Source organism: Natrinema pallidum, from assembly GCF_005890195.1.
Taxonomy (GTDB): domain Archaea; phylum Halobacteriota; class Halobacteria; order Halobacteriales; family Natrialbaceae; genus Natrinema; species Natrinema pallidum.
In genome coordinates this window covers 3487673-3503953 of the sequence record NZ_CP040637.1, presented here as the reverse complement: position 1 = coordinate 3503953, position 16281 = coordinate 3487673, and the positions used below count along the sequence as shown (strand labels likewise).

17 protein-coding genes are annotated in these 16281 nt (G+C 65.8%); 8 read left to right on the top strand and 9 right to left on the bottom strand.

What is annotated here, in order from left to right; all coding sequences use genetic code 11:
- Positions 1-141 precede the first annotated feature (141 nt).
- From FGF80_RS17455 to FGF80_RS17440, 5 genes are all read left to right on the top strand, one after another.
- Positions 142-780, top strand: a complete 639-nt coding sequence (locus FGF80_RS17455) for an Era-like GTP-binding protein (protein ID WP_006185009.1) — start codon at positions 142-144, stop codon at positions 778-780.
- Positions 781-785: 5 nt separating this feature from the next.
- Positions 786-1187 carry a DUF2073 domain-containing protein gene (locus FGF80_RS17450; RefSeq protein ID WP_006185008.1) on the top strand — a complete coding sequence of 134 codons (402 nt, stop codon included), beginning with the start codon at positions 786-788 and terminating at the stop codon, positions 1185-1187.
- A complete protein-coding gene (locus FGF80_RS17445) occupies positions 1187-2140 on the top strand; it encodes an OapC/ArvC family zinc-ribbon domain-containing protein (RefSeq protein ID WP_138655410.1) in 954 nt (317 codons plus the stop codon). The genes FGF80_RS17450 and FGF80_RS17445 overlap by 1 nt, the downstream gene beginning before the upstream one ends.
- 325 nt (positions 2141-2465) lie before the next feature.
- The gene (locus FGF80_RS20020) at positions 2466-2555 is read left to right on the top strand and encodes a hypothetical protein (RefSeq protein ID WP_006185006.1); all 90 of its coding nucleotides are present in this window, start codon (positions 2466-2468) and stop codon (positions 2553-2555) included.
- Positions 2555-3337, top strand: coding sequence for a DUF7089 family protein (locus FGF80_RS17440; protein WP_006185005.1), 783 nt, complete (start codon positions 2555-2557; stop codon positions 3335-3337). Before FGF80_RS20020 ends, FGF80_RS17440 begins: the two co-directional genes overlap by 1 nt.
- A 28-nt stretch (positions 3338-3365) precedes the next feature.
- Here FGF80_RS17440 and FGF80_RS17435 read toward each other — a convergent pair whose 3' ends face one another.
- The gene (locus FGF80_RS17435; RefSeq protein WP_006185004.1) at positions 3366-3944 is read right to left on the bottom strand and encodes a DUF7090 family protein; all 579 of its coding nucleotides are present in this window, start codon (positions 3942-3944) and stop codon (positions 3366-3368) included.
- Between the two features lie 369 nt (positions 3945-4313).
- On the opposite strand from FGF80_RS17435, the gene FGF80_RS17430 reads away from it, so the two are divergent.
- A complete protein-coding gene (locus FGF80_RS17430) occupies positions 4314-4994 on the top strand; it encodes a class I SAM-dependent methyltransferase (protein WP_006185003.1) in 681 nt (226 codons plus the stop codon).
- Positions 4995-5131: 137 nt separating this feature from the next.
- On the opposite strand, the gene FGF80_RS17425 is transcribed toward FGF80_RS17430, so the two are convergent.
- Both FGF80_RS17425 and FGF80_RS17420 read right to left on the bottom strand, forming a co-directional pair.
- Positions 5132-5707 (bottom strand): DUF1684 domain-containing protein, encoded by a 576-nt coding sequence (locus tag FGF80_RS17425; RefSeq protein ID WP_006185002.1) that lies wholly within the window; start codon positions 5705-5707, stop codon positions 5132-5134.
- A gap of 135 nt (positions 5708-5842) precedes the next feature.
- Positions 5843-6079 (bottom strand): DUF7127 family protein, encoded by a 237-nt coding sequence (locus FGF80_RS17420; protein ID WP_130169844.1) that lies wholly within the window; start codon positions 6077-6079, stop codon positions 5843-5845.
- Between the two features lie 109 nt (positions 6080-6188).
- On the opposite strand from FGF80_RS17420, the gene FGF80_RS17415 reads away from it, so the two are divergent.
- Positions 6189-8564: an ATP-dependent DNA helicase gene (locus FGF80_RS17415; RefSeq protein ID WP_138655408.1), complete on the top strand. Its 2376-nt coding sequence runs from the start codon at positions 6189-6191 to the stop codon at positions 8562-8564.
- A 22-nt stretch (positions 8565-8586) separates the two neighbouring features.
- Here the strand turns inward: FGF80_RS17415 and FGF80_RS17410 are convergent, their stop codons facing one another.
- Both FGF80_RS17410 and FGF80_RS17405 read right to left on the bottom strand, forming a co-directional pair.
- Positions 8587-9084, bottom strand: coding sequence for an adenylyltransferase/cytidyltransferase family protein (locus FGF80_RS17410; RefSeq protein ID WP_006184999.1), 498 nt, complete (start codon positions 9082-9084; stop codon positions 8587-8589).
- Complete coding sequence (locus FGF80_RS17405; protein WP_006184998.1) at positions 9081-9521, bottom strand: DUF7521 family protein; 441 nt, start codon at positions 9519-9521, stop codon at positions 9081-9083. The genes FGF80_RS17410 and FGF80_RS17405 overlap by 4 nt, the downstream gene beginning before the upstream one ends.
- Before the next feature lie 197 nt (positions 9522-9718).
- Here FGF80_RS17405 and FGF80_RS17400 point away from each other — a divergent pair, with 197 nt between their 5' ends.
- A complete protein-coding gene (locus FGF80_RS17400) occupies positions 9719-11602 on the top strand; it encodes an SLC13 family permease (protein ID WP_049907993.1) in 1884 nt (627 codons plus the stop codon).
- 133 nt (positions 11603-11735) lie between these two features.
- On the opposite strand, the gene FGF80_RS17395 is transcribed toward FGF80_RS17400, so the two are convergent.
- From FGF80_RS17395 to FGF80_RS17380, 4 genes are all read right to left on the bottom strand, one after another.
- Positions 11736-12047, bottom strand: a complete 312-nt coding sequence (locus tag FGF80_RS17395; protein ID WP_006184996.1) for a hypothetical protein — start codon at positions 12045-12047, stop codon at positions 11736-11738.
- Between the two features lie 83 nt (positions 12048-12130).
- Positions 12131-13186, bottom strand: a complete 1056-nt coding sequence (locus FGF80_RS17390) for an ABC transporter ATP-binding protein (protein ID WP_006184995.1) — start codon at positions 13184-13186, stop codon at positions 12131-12133.
- Positions 13183-15096, bottom strand: a complete 1914-nt coding sequence (locus FGF80_RS17385; protein WP_006184994.1) for an ABC transporter permease — start codon at positions 15094-15096, stop codon at positions 13183-13185. Before FGF80_RS17385 ends, FGF80_RS17390 begins: the two co-directional genes overlap by 4 nt.
- A gap of 4 nt (positions 15097-15100) precedes the next feature.
- The gene (locus FGF80_RS17380) at positions 15101-16180 is read right to left on the bottom strand and encodes a thiamine ABC transporter substrate-binding protein (protein WP_138655406.1); all 1080 of its coding nucleotides are present in this window, start codon (positions 16178-16180) and stop codon (positions 15101-15103) included.
- Positions 16181-16281 lie beyond the last annotated feature (101 nt).

Sequence of the window (16281 nt, the reverse complement as noted above, 5' to 3'; positions counted from 1 at the left end):
CAGGTGTGTGTCCGCCTCGTATACAGTCACAGATCGTACTAACTCCTTTTCGTCGAATTGTCTACACGTCTGACGTAGGCTTAAGTGAGTTCAGTTTGTAGTACGCGCAGATGCACCCCGCGGTGCTGGAGGCCTCTACAGATGGGACTGTTCACAGAACTCAAAGATAGTATTTCCCGGGCTACGGACCGCCTGTTTTCGGAACAGGAGCCCAAACGAATCGGTATTTACGGGCCGCCGAATGCCGGCAAGACGACGCTCGCGAACCGTATCGCGCGTGACTGGACTGGTGACGCGGTCGGTGCGGAGAGCCACGTCCCCCACGAGACACGCCGCGCACGCAGAAAAGAAAACGTCGAGATCGAACGGGACGGCAAGACGGTGACGATCGACATCGTCGACACACCTGGTGTGACGACGAAAGTCGATTACGAGGAGTTCACCGACGAGATGGACGAAGAGGACGCGATCCGACGCTCTCGCGAGGCGACCGAAGGTGTCGCCGAAGCGATGCACTGGCTACGGGAGGACGTCGACGGCGTCATCTACGTTCTGGATAGCGCGGAGGACCCGATCACGCAGGTCAACACGATGCTCATCGGGATCGTCGAATCGCGTGATCTCCCCGTGTTGATCTTCGCGAACAAGACCGACCTCGAGGACTCGAGCGTCAAGCGGATCGAGGACGCCTTCCCACAGCACAAAACCATTCCCCTGTCCGCGAAGGAAGGCGACAACATGGACGAAGTGTACGACAACATCGCCGAGTACTTCGGGTGATTACGATGCCAAAAGCAACTAACGCGGACGACTCGGACGCACCCGACGGCGTACAGATCGACCTGATCAGCGGCGAGCGAATGGCCGGAATGGCGACCATGGAGAAGATCAGGATGATCTTAGACGGCGTCCACGACGGCAATATCGTCATCTTGGAGGAGGGACTGACGCCGGACGAGGAGAGCCGCCTCATCGAAGTGACGATGGCCGAAATCAGTCCCGACGAGTTCAACGGGATCGAGATCGAGACCTACCCCAAATCGGAGACCCGTGACTCGTCGCTGCTCGGTCGTATCATGGGGGGTGACGAGACGGAAGCGAAGCTGACGGTGATCGGGCCGGCGAACCAGATCGAGACGCTCCACAAGGACGAAACGCTCATCAGCGCGCTCGTGTCCCGTAACTAATGCCACATCAGTGTACGAACTGCGGCCGGACGTTCGCCGACGGTTCCAAGGAGATGCTGTCGGGGTGTCCGAACTGCGGCGGGAACAAGTTCCAGTTCGCGCCGACCACGACGGCCGCAGCCGAATCGTCCGGTGGAGCGGGAACTGACGCCTCCGGATCGGTCGATACCGCAAGCGGCTCCGCGGACGCGTCCTCGTCCGAGTTGGACGGCGTCGCGACGCGCGCCGCGGAGACCGTTCGCGACTGGGTGTCGGCCGACTCCGACGACGATTCAGGCCCGGAAGCTGCCGAACAGCCGCTGTCTGCCGGCTCGACGGCAGCCACGGAGTCGGACCAATCCTGGCCCGCGAGCGACGAGACCGACAGTGACGATTCGGAGCTGCCATCGGACGGCGAGTTCGAGGAGTGGCCCGAGACGGCCCGACGACCCGAGGATCGGTCCGGATCGCCGACCGAGGCAGGCTCCGACGAGCAGTCCCACTCCCGGAACTCGTCGGACCGGCCATCGAGCGGTCCGACCGCGACCATGGCGGACGACGAGAACTCGGCACAGGCCGACGCCCGTACCGAAGTCGTGCCCTCGGACGATCTCCCTGCACACTCCGACCGTCCCGAGAAGGGCGGAGCGGAGCCGGACGGCGATGCGGACAGTGTCGCCGGCACACATAGCGAAGCCGAGACCGGGGCCGAGGTCGGCTCCGATGACGCCGACCGACCTCCGGAACACGGGCGCGTCGTCAGCGAGCCGAGCGGGCAGCGTCCGTCGATCGAGGACCTCCGGGCGGAGCTTAACGAGCAGTTCGAGAGCATCAAGATCGTTCGACCGGGACAGTACGAACTCAACCTGATGGAGCTCTACAACCGGGACGAGTACATCATCTCCCTACAAGAAGACGGACGATACGTCATCGACGTCCCGGATTCGTGGCACGACGGCGACGAAGACGACTGACCTGCCGCTCGGCCGCCTCGGTTTGCCTCCCAGCACGGCACGGTTTGTCTCCCAGCATGGCATTGGTTCGACTGCTAGCCCAGTTCTCGAGAACGCCTCTCGCTACTCGTTCGTCCGCCCACGCCCTCTAACCGTCGTCCATCCACGCGACCCTCCCGTCTCAATGGGGCCGAACCGGCGGGGTCGATAGTCGCGAGAACACGACCGCGACGGACGGACGAACCGCGCGAACTCGCGGGGGCCGAAACGGGCGCTGACGGCTGGCAGAGCGGGAAGCGCGACCGAGACAGATGGATTTAAGCGACACGGAGACAACCCACCGGACATGAGCACTGCAACCAAGGTCGTTCTCACCACGGTCGCCGTATCGGCGCTGCTGTCGATCCTGCTCGTCTTCCAGAACGCGTTCGCCTGATGTTCGAGGCGCGTGCGCTCTCGGATCGGGTCGAGGCCGTCCGTCAGGCCCACGCGCCCGACGTCCGGGTTCTCGACTGCGAGCGCGACTTCGAGACGCTGAACCCGGCAGTCGCCGAGGACCTCGGCCTGATCGTCGACGCGCTCGAGCCCGCGAGCTACTCCGCGGCCTGGCTTCCCGAGGACGCACCGACCCTGCTCGCTCGCTACGCGAGTTCGGATCTCACCGTCGGGATGCCGGGCGACGGGAGCGTCGCCTGGACTCGCCAGACCGACCCGCCGATCGTTCTCGTCAAACCCCGGGTCGAGGGATCGCCCGACTCGTTCGTCGACTTCCTGATCGCCGAGGCGCTCGTCCAGGTCGCTCTCGAGGTGCCCGAACACTTCATCGGCTTCTTCGAGGCGGCCTATCCCGATCTCGATCGGGCGGTCGCGCTCGACCCGAACGATACGTACCAGATCGCCGCGGCACTGTTCGACGGCTGGGTCGGACTCCAGACGCGTGCGGTCTTCGCGAACTGGCACGCCGACCACCCGGAACTCGCCGCGGCATGGCAGGACGCCGGGACCCGGCTCGAGGATCGGGTTGCCGGACTCCCGCGTGCGGTCGCACGCGGCGAGACCACGTTCGCCGATGCGACGGAGTTGGCGTGTGCCGCGCTCAAACACGCGATCGAGTTGCCACCACCCTTCGCCGCGCTCGATACCGAGGCGTATCTGGACCACGGCCCGGAGTACGCGATTCGGTGGGCCGAGAAAACGTTCGACTCGCTCGAGGAGTAACTTCCGACACTCGACCGCCGGGTGCCGGTTAGAAGTCGGCGTCGACGCTGCCGTCCTCGTCGAGATCGATGATGCCGTCGAACAGGGCGCGGAACTCGTCGACGACCGCCTCGTCGTGGGGCTCCTCCGAGAGATGAAAGAGGCCGACGGCGTCGTGTTTTTCGAGCAGTTCGAGAATCCGCTCGACCGCCTCGAGGGCCTGGTCGTCGCCGGCGTAATAGGCGAGTTCGGTGACGGAGTCGAAGCTGATGCGGAGTTTGCCGTCGTGCTCGTCGAGGAAGCCGTCGATGTGCTCGACGATGCCGTCGACGTCGTCGGGTGCGGCGACGTAGTGGACGGTCTCGGAGGAGCGCCGCGAGTAGCCGCGTTCGATGCTGAGGGTGTCCAGGATTTCGGCGCGCTCCTCGTCGACGTCGTAGTACTCGAGTTTCTGTCTGACCTCGCGAGCGGTAGTTCGCGTGGAGACGACGAGGAAGTTATCGGTATCGATTTTGAGGAAATCCGTGTCGATACGGTCGGTTTCGCCGGTGCTCGGGTGCAAGAGGAGCATTCCGGTTCCGCCGGGAACCGTTTCCGGTGTCCCGTCTATTGCAAGTGTGTAATCCATAGTGCCGTGAACAACTTTGGGAACTCCCTTAAGCGTGCGGATGTGTCTCCCGGGGGAAGTTAGCGTCGGAAACGGAGGAAGGGTCTGAAAAACTGGCGAGGGGTGGGACAGCGAGACTCACCGAGCGTCGAATCGAAATCCGGATGCCCACGGATTTCGATCACCGACCCTTCACTCCATATGTTTTAGGCTAGCCTAAAGAATCTATCGGTGGTTCTCAGCACAGTGAGAAGGGTGCCCGGTTCGGCCGCGGGGGGCGACTCGAGCGACCCGCGTGTCGATCCGACCCGGTTCCGACGAGGGTCGGGTTCTGACGAGATTCGTTTCGATGCGAACGGGTTTAGGGCCGCGGCGTTCACGGGTTTGTATATGAGCGTTCGCGAGGAGTTCGACGACTGGGCCTCGAGCGGCCGGGACAAGGGCATGGAAGAGCGCCACTGGCACACTGCAAAGCACGCGCTCGCGCGGATGCCGATCGAACCCGGCGATACCGTCCTCGATCTCGGCTGTGGAAGCGGCTACGCCGGACGCGCGCTGCGCGATACCAAAGACGCCGGCCGCGTCTACGGACTCGACGGCTCCCCCGAGATGGCGCGCAACGCCGCGGGGTACACCGACGATCCGGTCGTCGGCTATCTCGTCGGTGACTTCGATGAACTTCCCTTCGCAGACGACTCGATCGATCACGTCTGGAGCATGGAAGCGTTCTATTACGCGGCCGATCCCGACCACACGCTCGCGGAAATCGCTCGAGTCCTCCGACCCGGTGGCACCTTCTACTGTGCGGTGAACTACTACGAGGAGAACGTCCATTCCCACGAGTGGCAGGAGTTCATCACCATTGAGATGACCCGCTGGGACCGCGACCAGTACCGCGATGCCTTCCGCGATGCGGGGCTCTCCGTCGCCGAACAGGATACCATTCCCGACCGCGAGATCACGATTCCCGACGCGACCGAGTTCCCCACGGAGGACTGGGACACCCGCGAGGACATGGTCGAACGCTACCGCGAACTCGGGACGCTGCTCACCGTCGGCGTCGCTCACTGACGCGTCGGCGTCATCTATCGACGGCCGACCTGTCGGCGAAAACCCCCCGGTTTCCACTCGAGGCCGAGAAACACACGAGACAGGACGTACGGAGGCCGATAACTCGAGTCGAAACGCACCTCTCCGGGGACGGCCGACTACTCGTAGCGCTCGCCGGCCGGGATCGCCACTTCGAGCCAGTTTTCTTCGGGCGGGAGCGGACAGTCGAACGTATCGCTGTAGGCACAGAACGGGGAGTACGCGAGGTTGAAGTCCACGACGATCTCGTCGCCGTCCTCGAGGTCCCGATCCGGTTCGAGTTCCATGTATCGACCGCCTTGGTAGGTCTGCTGGCCCGTTGTCTTGTCCCGGAACGGGACGAACAGCGGCTGTTCGTTCGGACTCTCCTGCCGGTAGGCCGCGAGCGCGACGGTGCCGTCGTCCAGGTCTTCGTCCTCGCGGTCGAGGTCGAACTCGAGCGTGGCGACGCGGAGGTAGCGCATCTCTCGGCCCGCGGTGGTGTCCATCAGGACGACCTCGGGATCGTCGTGGACCGTCGCCGTCGTGGTCACGCGGTAGGTCGGATCGGGATCGAAATACGCGAGCCCCTCGAAGCCGTCCCGTGCGTCGGGCGGGATCGGCGACTGGGGATGCTCCGCGAAGAACTCGTCTTTCTCGGCGCGTTTCGACTCGAGGTCCGCGCGCCAGCGGTCGACATCGATCGAATCGCTCATGGGCGGGGTAGTCGACGGATCGGGGAAGGCGTTGCGCTTCGGTCCCGGTTCGAAACGCCCGTCGCTCGGAATCCGGTCGTCCCCGTCGACACAGTGGTATCGACCTCGTCGAAGCCGTTCGTACCGGTCGGGACGTTACTCCTCGATCGTGAGCACGCCGTTGCGCGCGGAGACGGCGCTCGCCTCGGGTGGGAGTTCGAACTCGAACTGCTCGCCGTCCGCCACGATGATCGCGGTCGAGCCGACGATATCGACCGCGATGTCGGCGGCCGAACTGCCGAAGTCGACCGCGATAACGCTGCCGTCGCCGTACTCGAACGTGCGGATGACCACGTCCTGTCCGACGTTCTCGAGTGATTGGGGGACCTTCACATAGTGCCGTAGGAACTCAGCTAAGTAAAGGGTCACGCTGCCAGCAACCGATGGTGCGGCCACTCCAGTCCGTCAACGCTATGGACAACCGACGACGAGTACGGAAAGAATGACGAATTGGCGGACGGTGTTCGGCCACGCGCAGCCCTACGACCCGCAGGTCGACGGCATCGAGACGGCTATCGATACCGGACGGGAAGGCGGATACACCGTCATCGAAGGGGCCTGTGGCACCGGGAAGACGATGATCGCGCTCACCGCGGGGATCGACCTCGTGCGCGATCCGGACACCGACTACGAGCGCGTGCTTGTGCTGACGAGCGTCAAACAGCAACTGCGCCAGTTCGAAGCGGACCTCGAGACGATCAACGAGAACCTGCCCGCCGACTGGGACCCGGTGTCGGGACTCACGCTCGTCGGGAAGGCCGACGTCTGTCCGTACAACCGTGAGAACGCGGCGGGAATCGACGACAGCACCGTCTACGATCGCTGCGAAACGCTGCGGGATCGCACCCGCGACCTCACCGGCGAGGGCGGCGATACGACGGCCGAAACCCTGGCCGCCCGCGCCCGGAGCCAGCAGATCGGCCTGGCCGACAGCGGCAGCCAATCGAAGAACACCTTCCTCGAGACCGCGGGCGAGCCCACGCCGTACCCGCCCGACCTCCCCGAGTACGGAGAGGGTGGTCCCGTCGGTGCCGAAACGGAGTACTGCCCGTTCTACGCCCAGTACCTGTCGGACCTGCCCGACGACGAGGAAACCGGATCGGCTGCCGAGGCGGTTCCCTACGACTTCACGGACGCGGGGATGGTCACGCCCGAGGACTTGGTCGCCCGGTCGGTCACACACGGCACCTGTCCCCACTCCGTGATGGGGGCTGCCCTCGGCGAGGTCGAGGTCGTGATCGGGAACTACTACCACGCCTTCGATCCCCGAACGGTCGGCTCGTTCACCGGCGCGCTCCTCGACGAGTCGACGTTCGTCGTCTGCGACGAGGCCCACATGTTAGAGCCGCGCGTCCGCGATCTGGTCAGCGACGGGATCGCCGACCGCACCCTCCGTGACGCCGAAACCGAACTCTCGCGGGTCATCCAGCCGATCAAATTCGAACGCGAGGGGCGACAAGCCGAAGGCGGTTCCAAGACCGCCGACGCCGACCTCGTCCGCGGAGAACTGACCGAGAGCGACGTTTCGTTCGAGGAACTCAATCGAACGCTCGAGTTCGTCCGGGACCTCCGGGAGGAACTCGACCGCCGGGTCAGGGCCCATCTCGACCGGAACCACCGGGGCTGGCAATCGAACCTGACCGGGCTTCACGACGCGGAAATCCCGCTCCGCGATCCGGGTGAGCCCGCCGAGGACGAACTCTCGGAGTGGGCCAGGGAGGCGGGCTACGGCGACGCCGACTGGGTCCGCGCCGAGGCCGTCGGCGCGATCGTCGAACGGGTCCTGAACGAAGCCGAAGACGAGGACCGAACCCGCGCCACGCCCGCTGTCGGCCGCGTGCTCGGCGAGTGGTATCGCCGCGGCCACACCGACTACTTCCGGGAGATCGAACTCGAGCGGACGTGGGACGACACCGAGCCGCCGGATTCGTGGCGGCGGGCCTACAACGCCCGGCTCGCCCTGCACAACTGCGTGCCGAGCGATGCCATCGGCGACCGACTCGGACACTTCGGCGGCGGCATCCTGATGAGCGCGACTCTCGAGCCGATGGACGCCTTCACCGAGGTTACGGGGCTTCAGTACCTCGCCCGCGAGGACGACAGGCCGGTCGTCGAGCGCCGGTACGGCCTCCACTTCCCCGCGGAGAACCGCGAGAGCTTCGCGGTCGCCGCGCCGAAGTTCACCTACGACAATCGGGGCAGCCCCGACGAGGAGACGCCGACGCGACGGTCCTATGCCGATGCCATCGCGACGGTCGCTCGCCTTCCCGGCAACGTCCTCGTCGGGATGCCCAGTTACGCCGAGGCCGAGTGGGCCGCCGGAACTCTCGAGGAGCGGGTCGAGAAGCCGGTCCTGCTCGACGCCGCGAGCGACGACGAGACCACGCAGTCGCTCAAAGACGAGTTCTTCGCGGGTCCGGGGAAAGTACTCGTCACGAGCCTCCGGGGGACGCTGACCGAGGGCGTCGACTACAGCGGTGATCGCCTCGCCGCTGCCGTCGTCTGTGGGGTCCCGATCGTCAACACCTCGAGTCCGCGAACCACGGCCGTGCGCCGGGCCTACGACGACGCGTTCGGCGACGGCTTCACCTACGCACTGACCATTCCCGCAGTCCGGAAAGCCCGACAGGCGATCGGCCGCGTCATCCGCAGTCCCGACGATGTCGGCGTTCGCGTCCTGCTCGACGAGCGCTACGCGCGCGAGAGTTGGGATTCCGTCCGGCCGTACCTGCCCGACGACGGCGAGTTCCAGACGGTGAGTCCGGACATGCTCGACGTCGGCCTCGAGCGGTTCCGACCGCGGCTGTCCTCGCAGTAACGGCGATGGGAGTCGTCAGCCGTCAGTCGTCGGCGTCGGCTTCCAACTCGCCCGACGATCGCGGTCCGGCCCGTGCCCGGTCGGCGACCGCCCGTTCGACGATGTCGCTGCTCCCGTACAGTTCGTCGCCGGTCGACTCGAGCCCGCTGGCCCGCTCGACGCGACAGTCGATCCCCCACGCCGCGAGCAATTCTCTGACCTCGTCGTCGTCGTGGTGCTGGTCGTGGCCGAGGACGAGCACGTCGGGGTCGACCTCACGGATCGGGACCGAGAAATCCGTGGGATGCCCGAGCCGAGCCCGATCGACCGCTTCGAGGGCTGCGACGGCGTCACGGCGCTGCGCGTCCGGGAGGACGGGCGCGGGCTTGTGGGCGACGCTCTCGGCGCGGGCGACGATGACGTGGAGTTCCTCGCCCGCAGCGGCGGCTTCCTCGAGGTAGTGGACGTGCCCCGGATGGAGGAGGTCGAAGGTCCCCTGTGCGACGACACGCGTCGGCCGTTCCGTCGATCCGTCGGTCATAGTGACAGTTCGGTCGTAACGCTCAGATCGCTCGTTTCGGCGTATAGCGAGTACAGCAAGATAACGAATCCGACCGCAGTGACCGCGCTCTGGAGGGCGATCCCGAGCCCCACCGCATCGCCGACGAGGTGTATGCTGCTTCCCAGTATCGATCCGCCGACGATGACGCCGACGCCGATGGCGACCGTCCGCAGCGCCGTGGCACCGGTTCGCCGGAACGCACGATAGGCTAGCAGTGCGATTGCACCTCCCGCCAGCACCGTCGTCGTGTTCGCGATCGCGATGACGAGCGCATACTCGTTCATGGTCGTCTCCGGATCGGCGTCGACCGCTCGCCGCGTCCGATTCGATCGCGCGAGCACCGCGGGTCGACCGCAGTGGTCCGGGCGACTCGAGCGGCGGCCGCCGTCGTACGCGTTCGTGTTCGGAGCAGTCACTTGAGTGTCCCGTCCGGTTCCCGAATCAAAGGAACTCCTCCGAAGATGTTCACGGGTCGAGAACCCGTCCCGAACCGAGGCCTTCAAGCGGGACGATCCGAATAGCCGTACTGTCAACTGTGCCTGGATGTCCCCTCCCGGGTATCGGGGTCGTGCCGCTGGCCGCCGAGTCAGGAACGCTCACCGTGACCCCCCAGATGCTGGTCGTGTTCGGGATCATCGCTATCGCGCTGGTGCTGTTCATTACCGAGTGGCTGCCAATCGACGTGACCGCCATCCTGATTATGGTGTTGCTGATGGTGCTCGGGGCCGACGGCGTGGTGAACGCCACCGAGATATCGACGAGCGAGGGAACGTCGGGCTTTTCGAGTTCGGCGACGATCACCGTGCTGGCGATGCTGATCCTCAGTTCGGGGATCAGTCAAACGGGGGTCGTTCAGATACTCGGCCGCAAGATGGCCGCGTTCGCCGGCGACGACCTCGACAAACAGCTCCTGGCGACGATCGGCATTAGCGGCCCGATTTCCGGCTTTATCAACAATACGCCGGTCGTCGCCATCCTCGTTCCCGTCGTCTCGGATATCGCCCACAAGGGGAAGACCTCGCCCTCGAAGCTCCTGATCCCGCTGTCCTACGCCTCGATGTTCGGCGGGATGCTCACCCTGATCGGCACGTCCACGAACATCCTCGCGAGCGACGTCAGCGCCCGCCTCAGCACCGAGTATCCCGAACTCCACCAGTTCTCGATGTTCGAGTTCACCAAGCTCGGAATCGTCGTCCTGGTCGTCGGGAGCCTCTATCTCATGACTATCGGCCACCGACTGCTGCCCGAGCGCGTCCCCGTCGAGGAGGACTACGTCCAGGAGTACGCGATCGAGGAGTATCTGACCGAGGTCGTCGTCGACGGGGACTCGCCGATCGTCGGCACGACCGTCGCGGACGCGATCGACCACGTCGAGTTCGACGCCGACATCCTTCAGGTCGTCCGCGACGACGAGGAGTTCATCGAACCGATCGCGCAGAAAACGATTCGCGAGGGAGACCTGTTGCGGCTGCGCGCCGACCGCGACACCGTCCAGCAGTTCGTCGATCGGGGGACGCTTACGCTCGCGGGCAACCCGCAGACGGACGAGGAGTTAGAGCCCGACGAGGTGACCGATCAAACCCTCGTCGAGATCGTCGTCCCGCGGGGTTCGTTCCTCGTCGGCGAATCGCTCGAGACGTCGACGTTCCGCCAGCGCTACGACGCGACTGTGCTGGCATTTCGCAGCCGCGGAGAGACGGTCCGCGATCACATGGAGGAACGCCGGATTCGGGTCGGTGACACGCTGTTAGTCCAGGCGGCCCCGGACAGCATCGACCGACTCTCGCAGAACGACGATTTCATCGTCGCACACGAACCCGAGGAGCCGGATTACCGAACGGAGAAGATTCCCCACGCAGCGGCGATCATGGCGGGCGTCGTCGGCTTCGTCGCCGTGCCGTGGGGCACGGTCGGCACCACCCTCACCGGGCTGACGGGCGTCGGCGCGTTCGAGGCGCTGTCCGCGCTCTCCCTGCCGATCCTCGTGACCGCACTCGCCGGCGTCGTCGCGATGGTCGCGACGGGCGTGCTCAAGCCGACGGAAATCTACGATGCCGTCGAGTGGGACGTGATCTTCCTGCTGGCCGGCATCATCCCGCTGGGAATCGCCCTCGAGCAGACCGGCGGCGCGGATCTGCTCGGGAGTCTCGTCGCCATGACCGGTACCTATCTACCGCCGCTCGGTGTGCTCTGGGTGTTCTACCTCGCGACCGGGCTCATCACGGGCGTCATCTCCAACAACGCCAGCGTCGTGTTGATGCTCCCGGTGGCCGTCCAGACCGCCGACCAGATCGGCGCGAACCCCTTTGCGTTCGTGCTGGCGGTGACGTTCGCGGCCTCGACCGCGTTCCTCACACCCGTTGGCTACCAGACGAACCTGTTCGTCTACGGCCCCGGCGGCTACAAGTTCACCGACTTCGTCCGAGTCGGTGCACCGCTCCAGTTGCTGCTCTCGATCGTGACCGTCCTCGGAATCAATTTCTTCTGGGGTCTGTAGCGACGCTACTCCGCTCCCGTCGTCTGCTTTTCGTCGGACTCGTCGTCGGCCTGCTCGTCCCGACTCTCTTTGGTGTCCGTCACGGTCCTCCACGCGGCGGCCGAGATAACCTGTACCATCCCATCACATGGCGTTACCGGGAGCCGATCGGACGATACGGCCGAAGCGCGGCCGCGTTCGGGACGACCCGAACGAGCGTCGACGCGGGCTTGTACGCCACGCGGTCGGTCGGGGATTTCGCGGCGGTGAGTTTCCAGAACCCCGGCGATCCGAACTGCAGTTTACACAGCCCGCGTTCGTCGGTTCGCGTCGATTTCGTCTCCGTCGAAACGATGGCTCCCTCGACGGGCTGTCGCCGGTCGTCGCGCACCCGGACGGTCGTTTCGGTACCGACGTCGACCTCCCGCCGCCCGACGTCGATCCGGAGCTGTCGTGTGATCTGCATGTGGAATGCTACCAGTGCCGTCGGGAAAAGAAATCACCTGCGTGTTCCGGCATGCCGAGCGGCCCCGGTAGGCGGGATCCGAATCAGTCCCGGTCGAGGTCGATGACGTGTGCGTCGTCGGGCGCGAACCCGACGGTGAGCTCGGCGCTCTCGGGGACGGCCGGAAGCTGCAGGACGACCCTGCGACCGTTCCATCGGCCGTTGACCCGGACGGTTTCCCCGAGGAACTCGCTGGTTTCGACGGTCACCGGCAGCCGGTTGTGATCGGCAGCCTGCGAGAGCGCTCCCGGCCGCACGCAGAAGGTGACACGATCGGCTCCGTCGGGGATCGACGGCAGCGAGAACGTCTCGCCGTCGATAGCTATCCGGGAGTACTCGCCGTTCCGGCCCCGTACGTCGCCCTCGAAAACGTTGTTGTCGCCGACGAACTCGGCGACGAACCGCGTCGCGGGCTCCCGATAGACCTCCTGTGGCCGGCCGACCTGTTCGATCCGTCCTCCGTTCATGACCGCGACTCGATCGGAGATCGCCAGCGCCTCCGCCTGGTCGTGGGTGACGTAGACGGTCGTGATTCCGAGTTCGGACTGAATCCGGCTGACCTGGCGACGCAGTGACTCCCGAAGCTGTGCGTCGAGCGCGCTCATCGGCTCGTCGAGCAAGAGCAGGTCCGGTGCCGGCGCGAGCGCCCGTGCCAGTGCCACCCGCTGTCGCTGTCCCCCGGACAGCTGATCCGGGTCGCGGTCGCCCATCCCCTCGAGATCGACCAGTTCGAGCAGGTCGGCGACGCGGTCGTCGACCGTCACGCCGTCCGGTGGCTCCCGAAATCTGAGGCCGTAGCCGACGTTCTCGGCGACGCTCATGTGGGGGAACAGGGCGTAGCTCTGGAAGACGACGCCGACATCCCGCCGTTCGGGCGGGACATCGCCCATCTCCCGTCCGTCGAAACGGATGGTTCCGTCGGTCGGTGCTTCGAAGCCGGCGATCGTCCGCAGCGTCGTGGTCTTGCCGCAGCCGGAGGGGCCGACCAGGGTGAAAAACTCGCCGTCGCGAACGGTGATGTCGACGCCCTCGAGCGCGCTGGTCCCGGTTCCGTTCGCCCCGTAGACTTTCGAGACGCCCTCGAGACGGAGTTCGGTCATCGCTCGAACCTCCCGCCGACGCGGTCGACGACGACGAAACTCGCGGCCGTGACGACCAACAGCACGGTTCCCATGGCGACCGCGGGCCCGGAGCGGCGGCCGAGATAGCGCTCGACGGCAACGGGCATGGTGTAGGTCTGGCTTCCGCTGGCCAATAGCACCGTCGAAGAGAACTCGCCGATCGAGATGGCGAACGCGAAGGCTGCGCCGGCGACGATCCCGCTGGCCACCAGCGGCAACTCCACGTCTCGGAGGGCGCGATACCGGGAAGCCCCGAGCGCACGCGCGGACTCGACCAGTGCCGGATCGAGCGTCGACAGGAGCGGCGAGACGTTGCGCGTGACGAAGGGGTACGCCGCGACCGCATGAGCGGCAACGATCGCGACCCCGCCCGTCACCCGAAACTGCCAGCCGCCGGGCAGCGAAACGCCGAAGACCAAGCCACGTAACAGCCCGATCCCGAACACGACGCCGCTGACCGCCAGCGGGAGCATCGCCAGCGTATCGACGATCGTGCCGCCGCGACCGGCCCGGACCGTCACGACCGAGACGACGACGCCCATCGGGACGGCGACGGCCAACGTTGCGACGCCGAACAGCAGCGAGTTCCGGATCGCGACCCACGGTAACGTCTGGTACGACGCCCCTTCGAGCTGGCGCTCGAGCAGGAACGCGTAGTGAGCCAGCGTGAACCCGCTCCCGTCGGTCACGCTCCCGACGACGAGACTCGCCAGCGGGCCGACGAAGACGACGAGGGTGACGAGCCCGTAACCGACGATCGCCAGCCGCCGCGGCGACAGTGCCGTCCGACGGTCCGGGAACAGCGGCGTTCGGGACGGTGCGGTCGCCGCTCGAGCCAGGCCGGACTGGGCGGACTCGTACCGCAGGTAGGTGTAGGTCAGGGCAAGCGAGAGGAGCGTCTCGAGGACGGCCAGCGTCGCCGCCTCGGAGTACGCGAGCCGGCGGACCCGATCGTAGATCCAGACTTCGACGGTCGCGAGTTGGAGCCCGCCCAGCGCGAGCACGATGGGGAAAGTCATGAAGGTGAAAATAAACGTCAGCAACGCGCCCGTCAGGATAGCCGGCAGGAGCTGCGGAACGACCACATCGCGGAACGCGCGACGGGGACTCGCCCCGAGACTGCGTGCGGTTTCGACGCTTCGGGCGTCGACGGATTCCCAGGCGGCGACGGTCACGCGAGCGACCAGCGGCGCGTTGTAGAACGCGTGGGCGACGATCACGATGGCGAGCGGGTTCCACTCGATGAACGGGATCGGTCCCAGTCCGACGAGAGCGAGTCCCTGGTTGAGCGTGCCCGCCCGGCCGAACATCGCGTAGAACCCCACGGCGACCATGATTCCCGGCAGCACGAACGGGAGGATCGTCAGCGAACGTAGCGTTCGCCGGCCCCGGAACTCGTAGTTCGCGAGGACGTAGGCGGCGGGCAGTCCAAGCGCGACGCTCGCGATCGTCGACAGCGCGGCCTGATACGCGGTAAAGCCGAACAGTCCCTTTCGGATCGGCGGCACCTCGAGAGCGAGCCACGGGACCGGCAGCGAAACGCCGGGCAGCGGGGACTCGAACGACACGGCCACCGAAATCGCCCCGAGCCAGCCGACCAGCGACTCGAGGTGCGTTTTCACTGCCAGCGGCTCCGCGAAGACGTCCGCGAGGACGCCGACGTAGAACGGATCGGTGAGGACCGCACGGAAGAACGCGAGCGTCGCCGCGCCGTCGTCGATCACCGCCTCACCGAAGACGACGCCGACCGGCAGGTAGAGCATGACGGCGAGGACGCCGGCCGTGACGAGCGTCGTCAACGCGAGCGCGCGGCGCTCGAGCCAGCGGCGAACGTCGGCCGATCGCCGTCGCAGCCGGGCTCCCCGCTCGGACCGGTTCGGTCGAGACACGAGCCTACTGGCTGGCGAATTCGCGCGCCCAGTCCTCGATCCAGCCGTTGAGGGTGCCCCGAAGGTCGTCGTACGTAAACGTAACCGGCTCCGCGGGTGCGTGAGCGTACTGGCTGAAGCTCTCGTCGAGGTCGACGTGGTCGTCGGCGACGGCGGGGAACTGGACGTTTCGCTGCGCGATCTCGGCCTGCGCTTCGCTCGAGAGTACGAACGCCATGAAATCGGCGGCGAGGTCCGCCTTGTCACTGTCGGCGAAGATCGCCATTCCCTCCGGATTCTCGTACCCTTGCCCGTTCGGAAACGCGATCTGATGTCTGGTGAGGTCGGGCTCATCGCCCGTCGCGTGGAACACCTGATCAGTCGAGTAGGAGACGATCATCGGCCGCTCCTCCTCGGTGTACGATCCGAAGTACGACTCGCTCCACCCGTCGAGGATCTGTACGCCGTTGTCCCGAAGCGCGCGCCAGTACTCGAGGTAGCCGTCGGCCCCGTACTCCGCGATGGTCCAGAGCAGGAACGCCAGCCCCGGATCGGACGACTGGGCGTTCTGGGTGATCAGGGTGTCCTCGTACTCGGCACCGAGCAACGCATCGAGCGATTCCGGCGGGGCGACGACGCTCTCGTCGTACACGAGGCTGATGTAGCCCGTATCGTACGGGAGCACGCGGCCGTTTGGATCGCCGAACGTGAGATCGTCCCGGAGCCGATCGACGCCCTCGATCCGGTCCCACTCGAGCGATCGGAACAGTTGCCCGTCGAGACTGTCGTCGACACGGACGAGTTCGTCGATGTTGAGACCGAAGTACACGTCCGCGTCGACGGTGTCCTGTCGCGCCCGTTGGATGTAGGTGTTGATGCCGTTTTCGGGCACCGTCCAGGAGATCTCGGCTTCGGGATACGCCGACTCGAACGCTTCCTTGAGCCACACGCCGGCGGGGTCCCCCTCTTCGACCATCGAGGGGTAGGTCGCAATGCGAAGCGTATCGCCGTCGCTGCCTCCCGACGTACTGTCGCGTGTCAGACAGCCTGCGACGCCGGCGACTGCACCCCCACCGACTGCGCCAACGAACGTTCGTCGTCTCATTACCGGGTGGTTGCACTGGGTAGTCTTAAGGCCCGTGATCGGCATCGTTTCGTTCCAGCACCGCCGTCAGAGCCGAAAGACTTTATCGTCCGGGTGAGACG

Bases quoted from the DNA above. Each gene is read 5' to 3' on its own strand.
- FGF80_RS17450 (WP_006185008.1), top strand. From the start codon at position 786: ATGCCAAAAGCAACTAACGCGGACGACTCGGACGCACCCGACGGCGTA.
- FGF80_RS17425 (WP_006185002.1), bottom strand. From the start codon at position 5,707: ATGAGCGATTCGATCGATGTCGACCGCTGGCGCGCGGACCTCGAGTCG.
- FGF80_RS17400 (WP_049907993.1), top strand. From the start codon at position 9,719: ATGCTGGTCGTGTTCGGGATCATCGCTATCGCGCTGGTGCTGTTCATT.
- FGF80_RS17455 (WP_006185009.1), top strand. From the start codon at position 142: ATGGGACTGTTCACAGAACTCAAAGATAGTATTTCCCGGGCTACGGAC.
- FGF80_RS17380 (WP_138655406.1), bottom strand. From the start codon at position 16,180: ATGAGACGACGAACGTTCGTTGGCGCAGTCGGTGGGGGTGCAGTCGCC.
- FGF80_RS17445 (WP_138655410.1), top strand. From the start codon at position 1,187: ATGCCACATCAGTGTACGAACTGCGGCCGGACGTTCGCCGACGGTTCC.
- FGF80_RS17395 (WP_006184996.1), bottom strand. From the start codon at position 12,047: ATGCAGATCACACGACAGCTCCGGATCGACGTCGGGCGGCGGGAGGTC.
- FGF80_RS17435 (WP_006185004.1), bottom strand. From the start codon at position 3,944: ATGGATTACACACTTGCAATAGACGGGACACCGGAAACGGTTCCCGGC.
- FGF80_RS17440 (WP_006185005.1), top strand. From the start codon at position 2,555: ATGTTCGAGGCGCGTGCGCTCTCGGATCGGGTCGAGGCCGTCCGTCAG.
- FGF80_RS17430 (WP_006185003.1), top strand. From the start codon at position 4,314: ATGAGCGTTCGCGAGGAGTTCGACGACTGGGCCTCGAGCGGCCGGGAC.
- FGF80_RS17410 (WP_006184999.1), bottom strand. From the start codon at position 9,084: ATGACCGACGGATCGACGGAACGGCCGACGCGTGTCGTCGCACAGGGG.
- FGF80_RS17415 (WP_138655408.1), top strand. From the start codon at position 6,189: ATGACGAATTGGCGGACGGTGTTCGGCCACGCGCAGCCCTACGACCCG.
- FGF80_RS17390 (WP_006184995.1), bottom strand. From the start codon at position 13,186: ATGACCGAACTCCGTCTCGAGGGCGTCTCGAAAGTCTACGGGGCGAAC.
- FGF80_RS20020 (WP_006185006.1), top strand. From the start codon at position 2,466: ATGAGCACTGCAACCAAGGTCGTTCTCACCACGGTCGCCGTATCGGCG.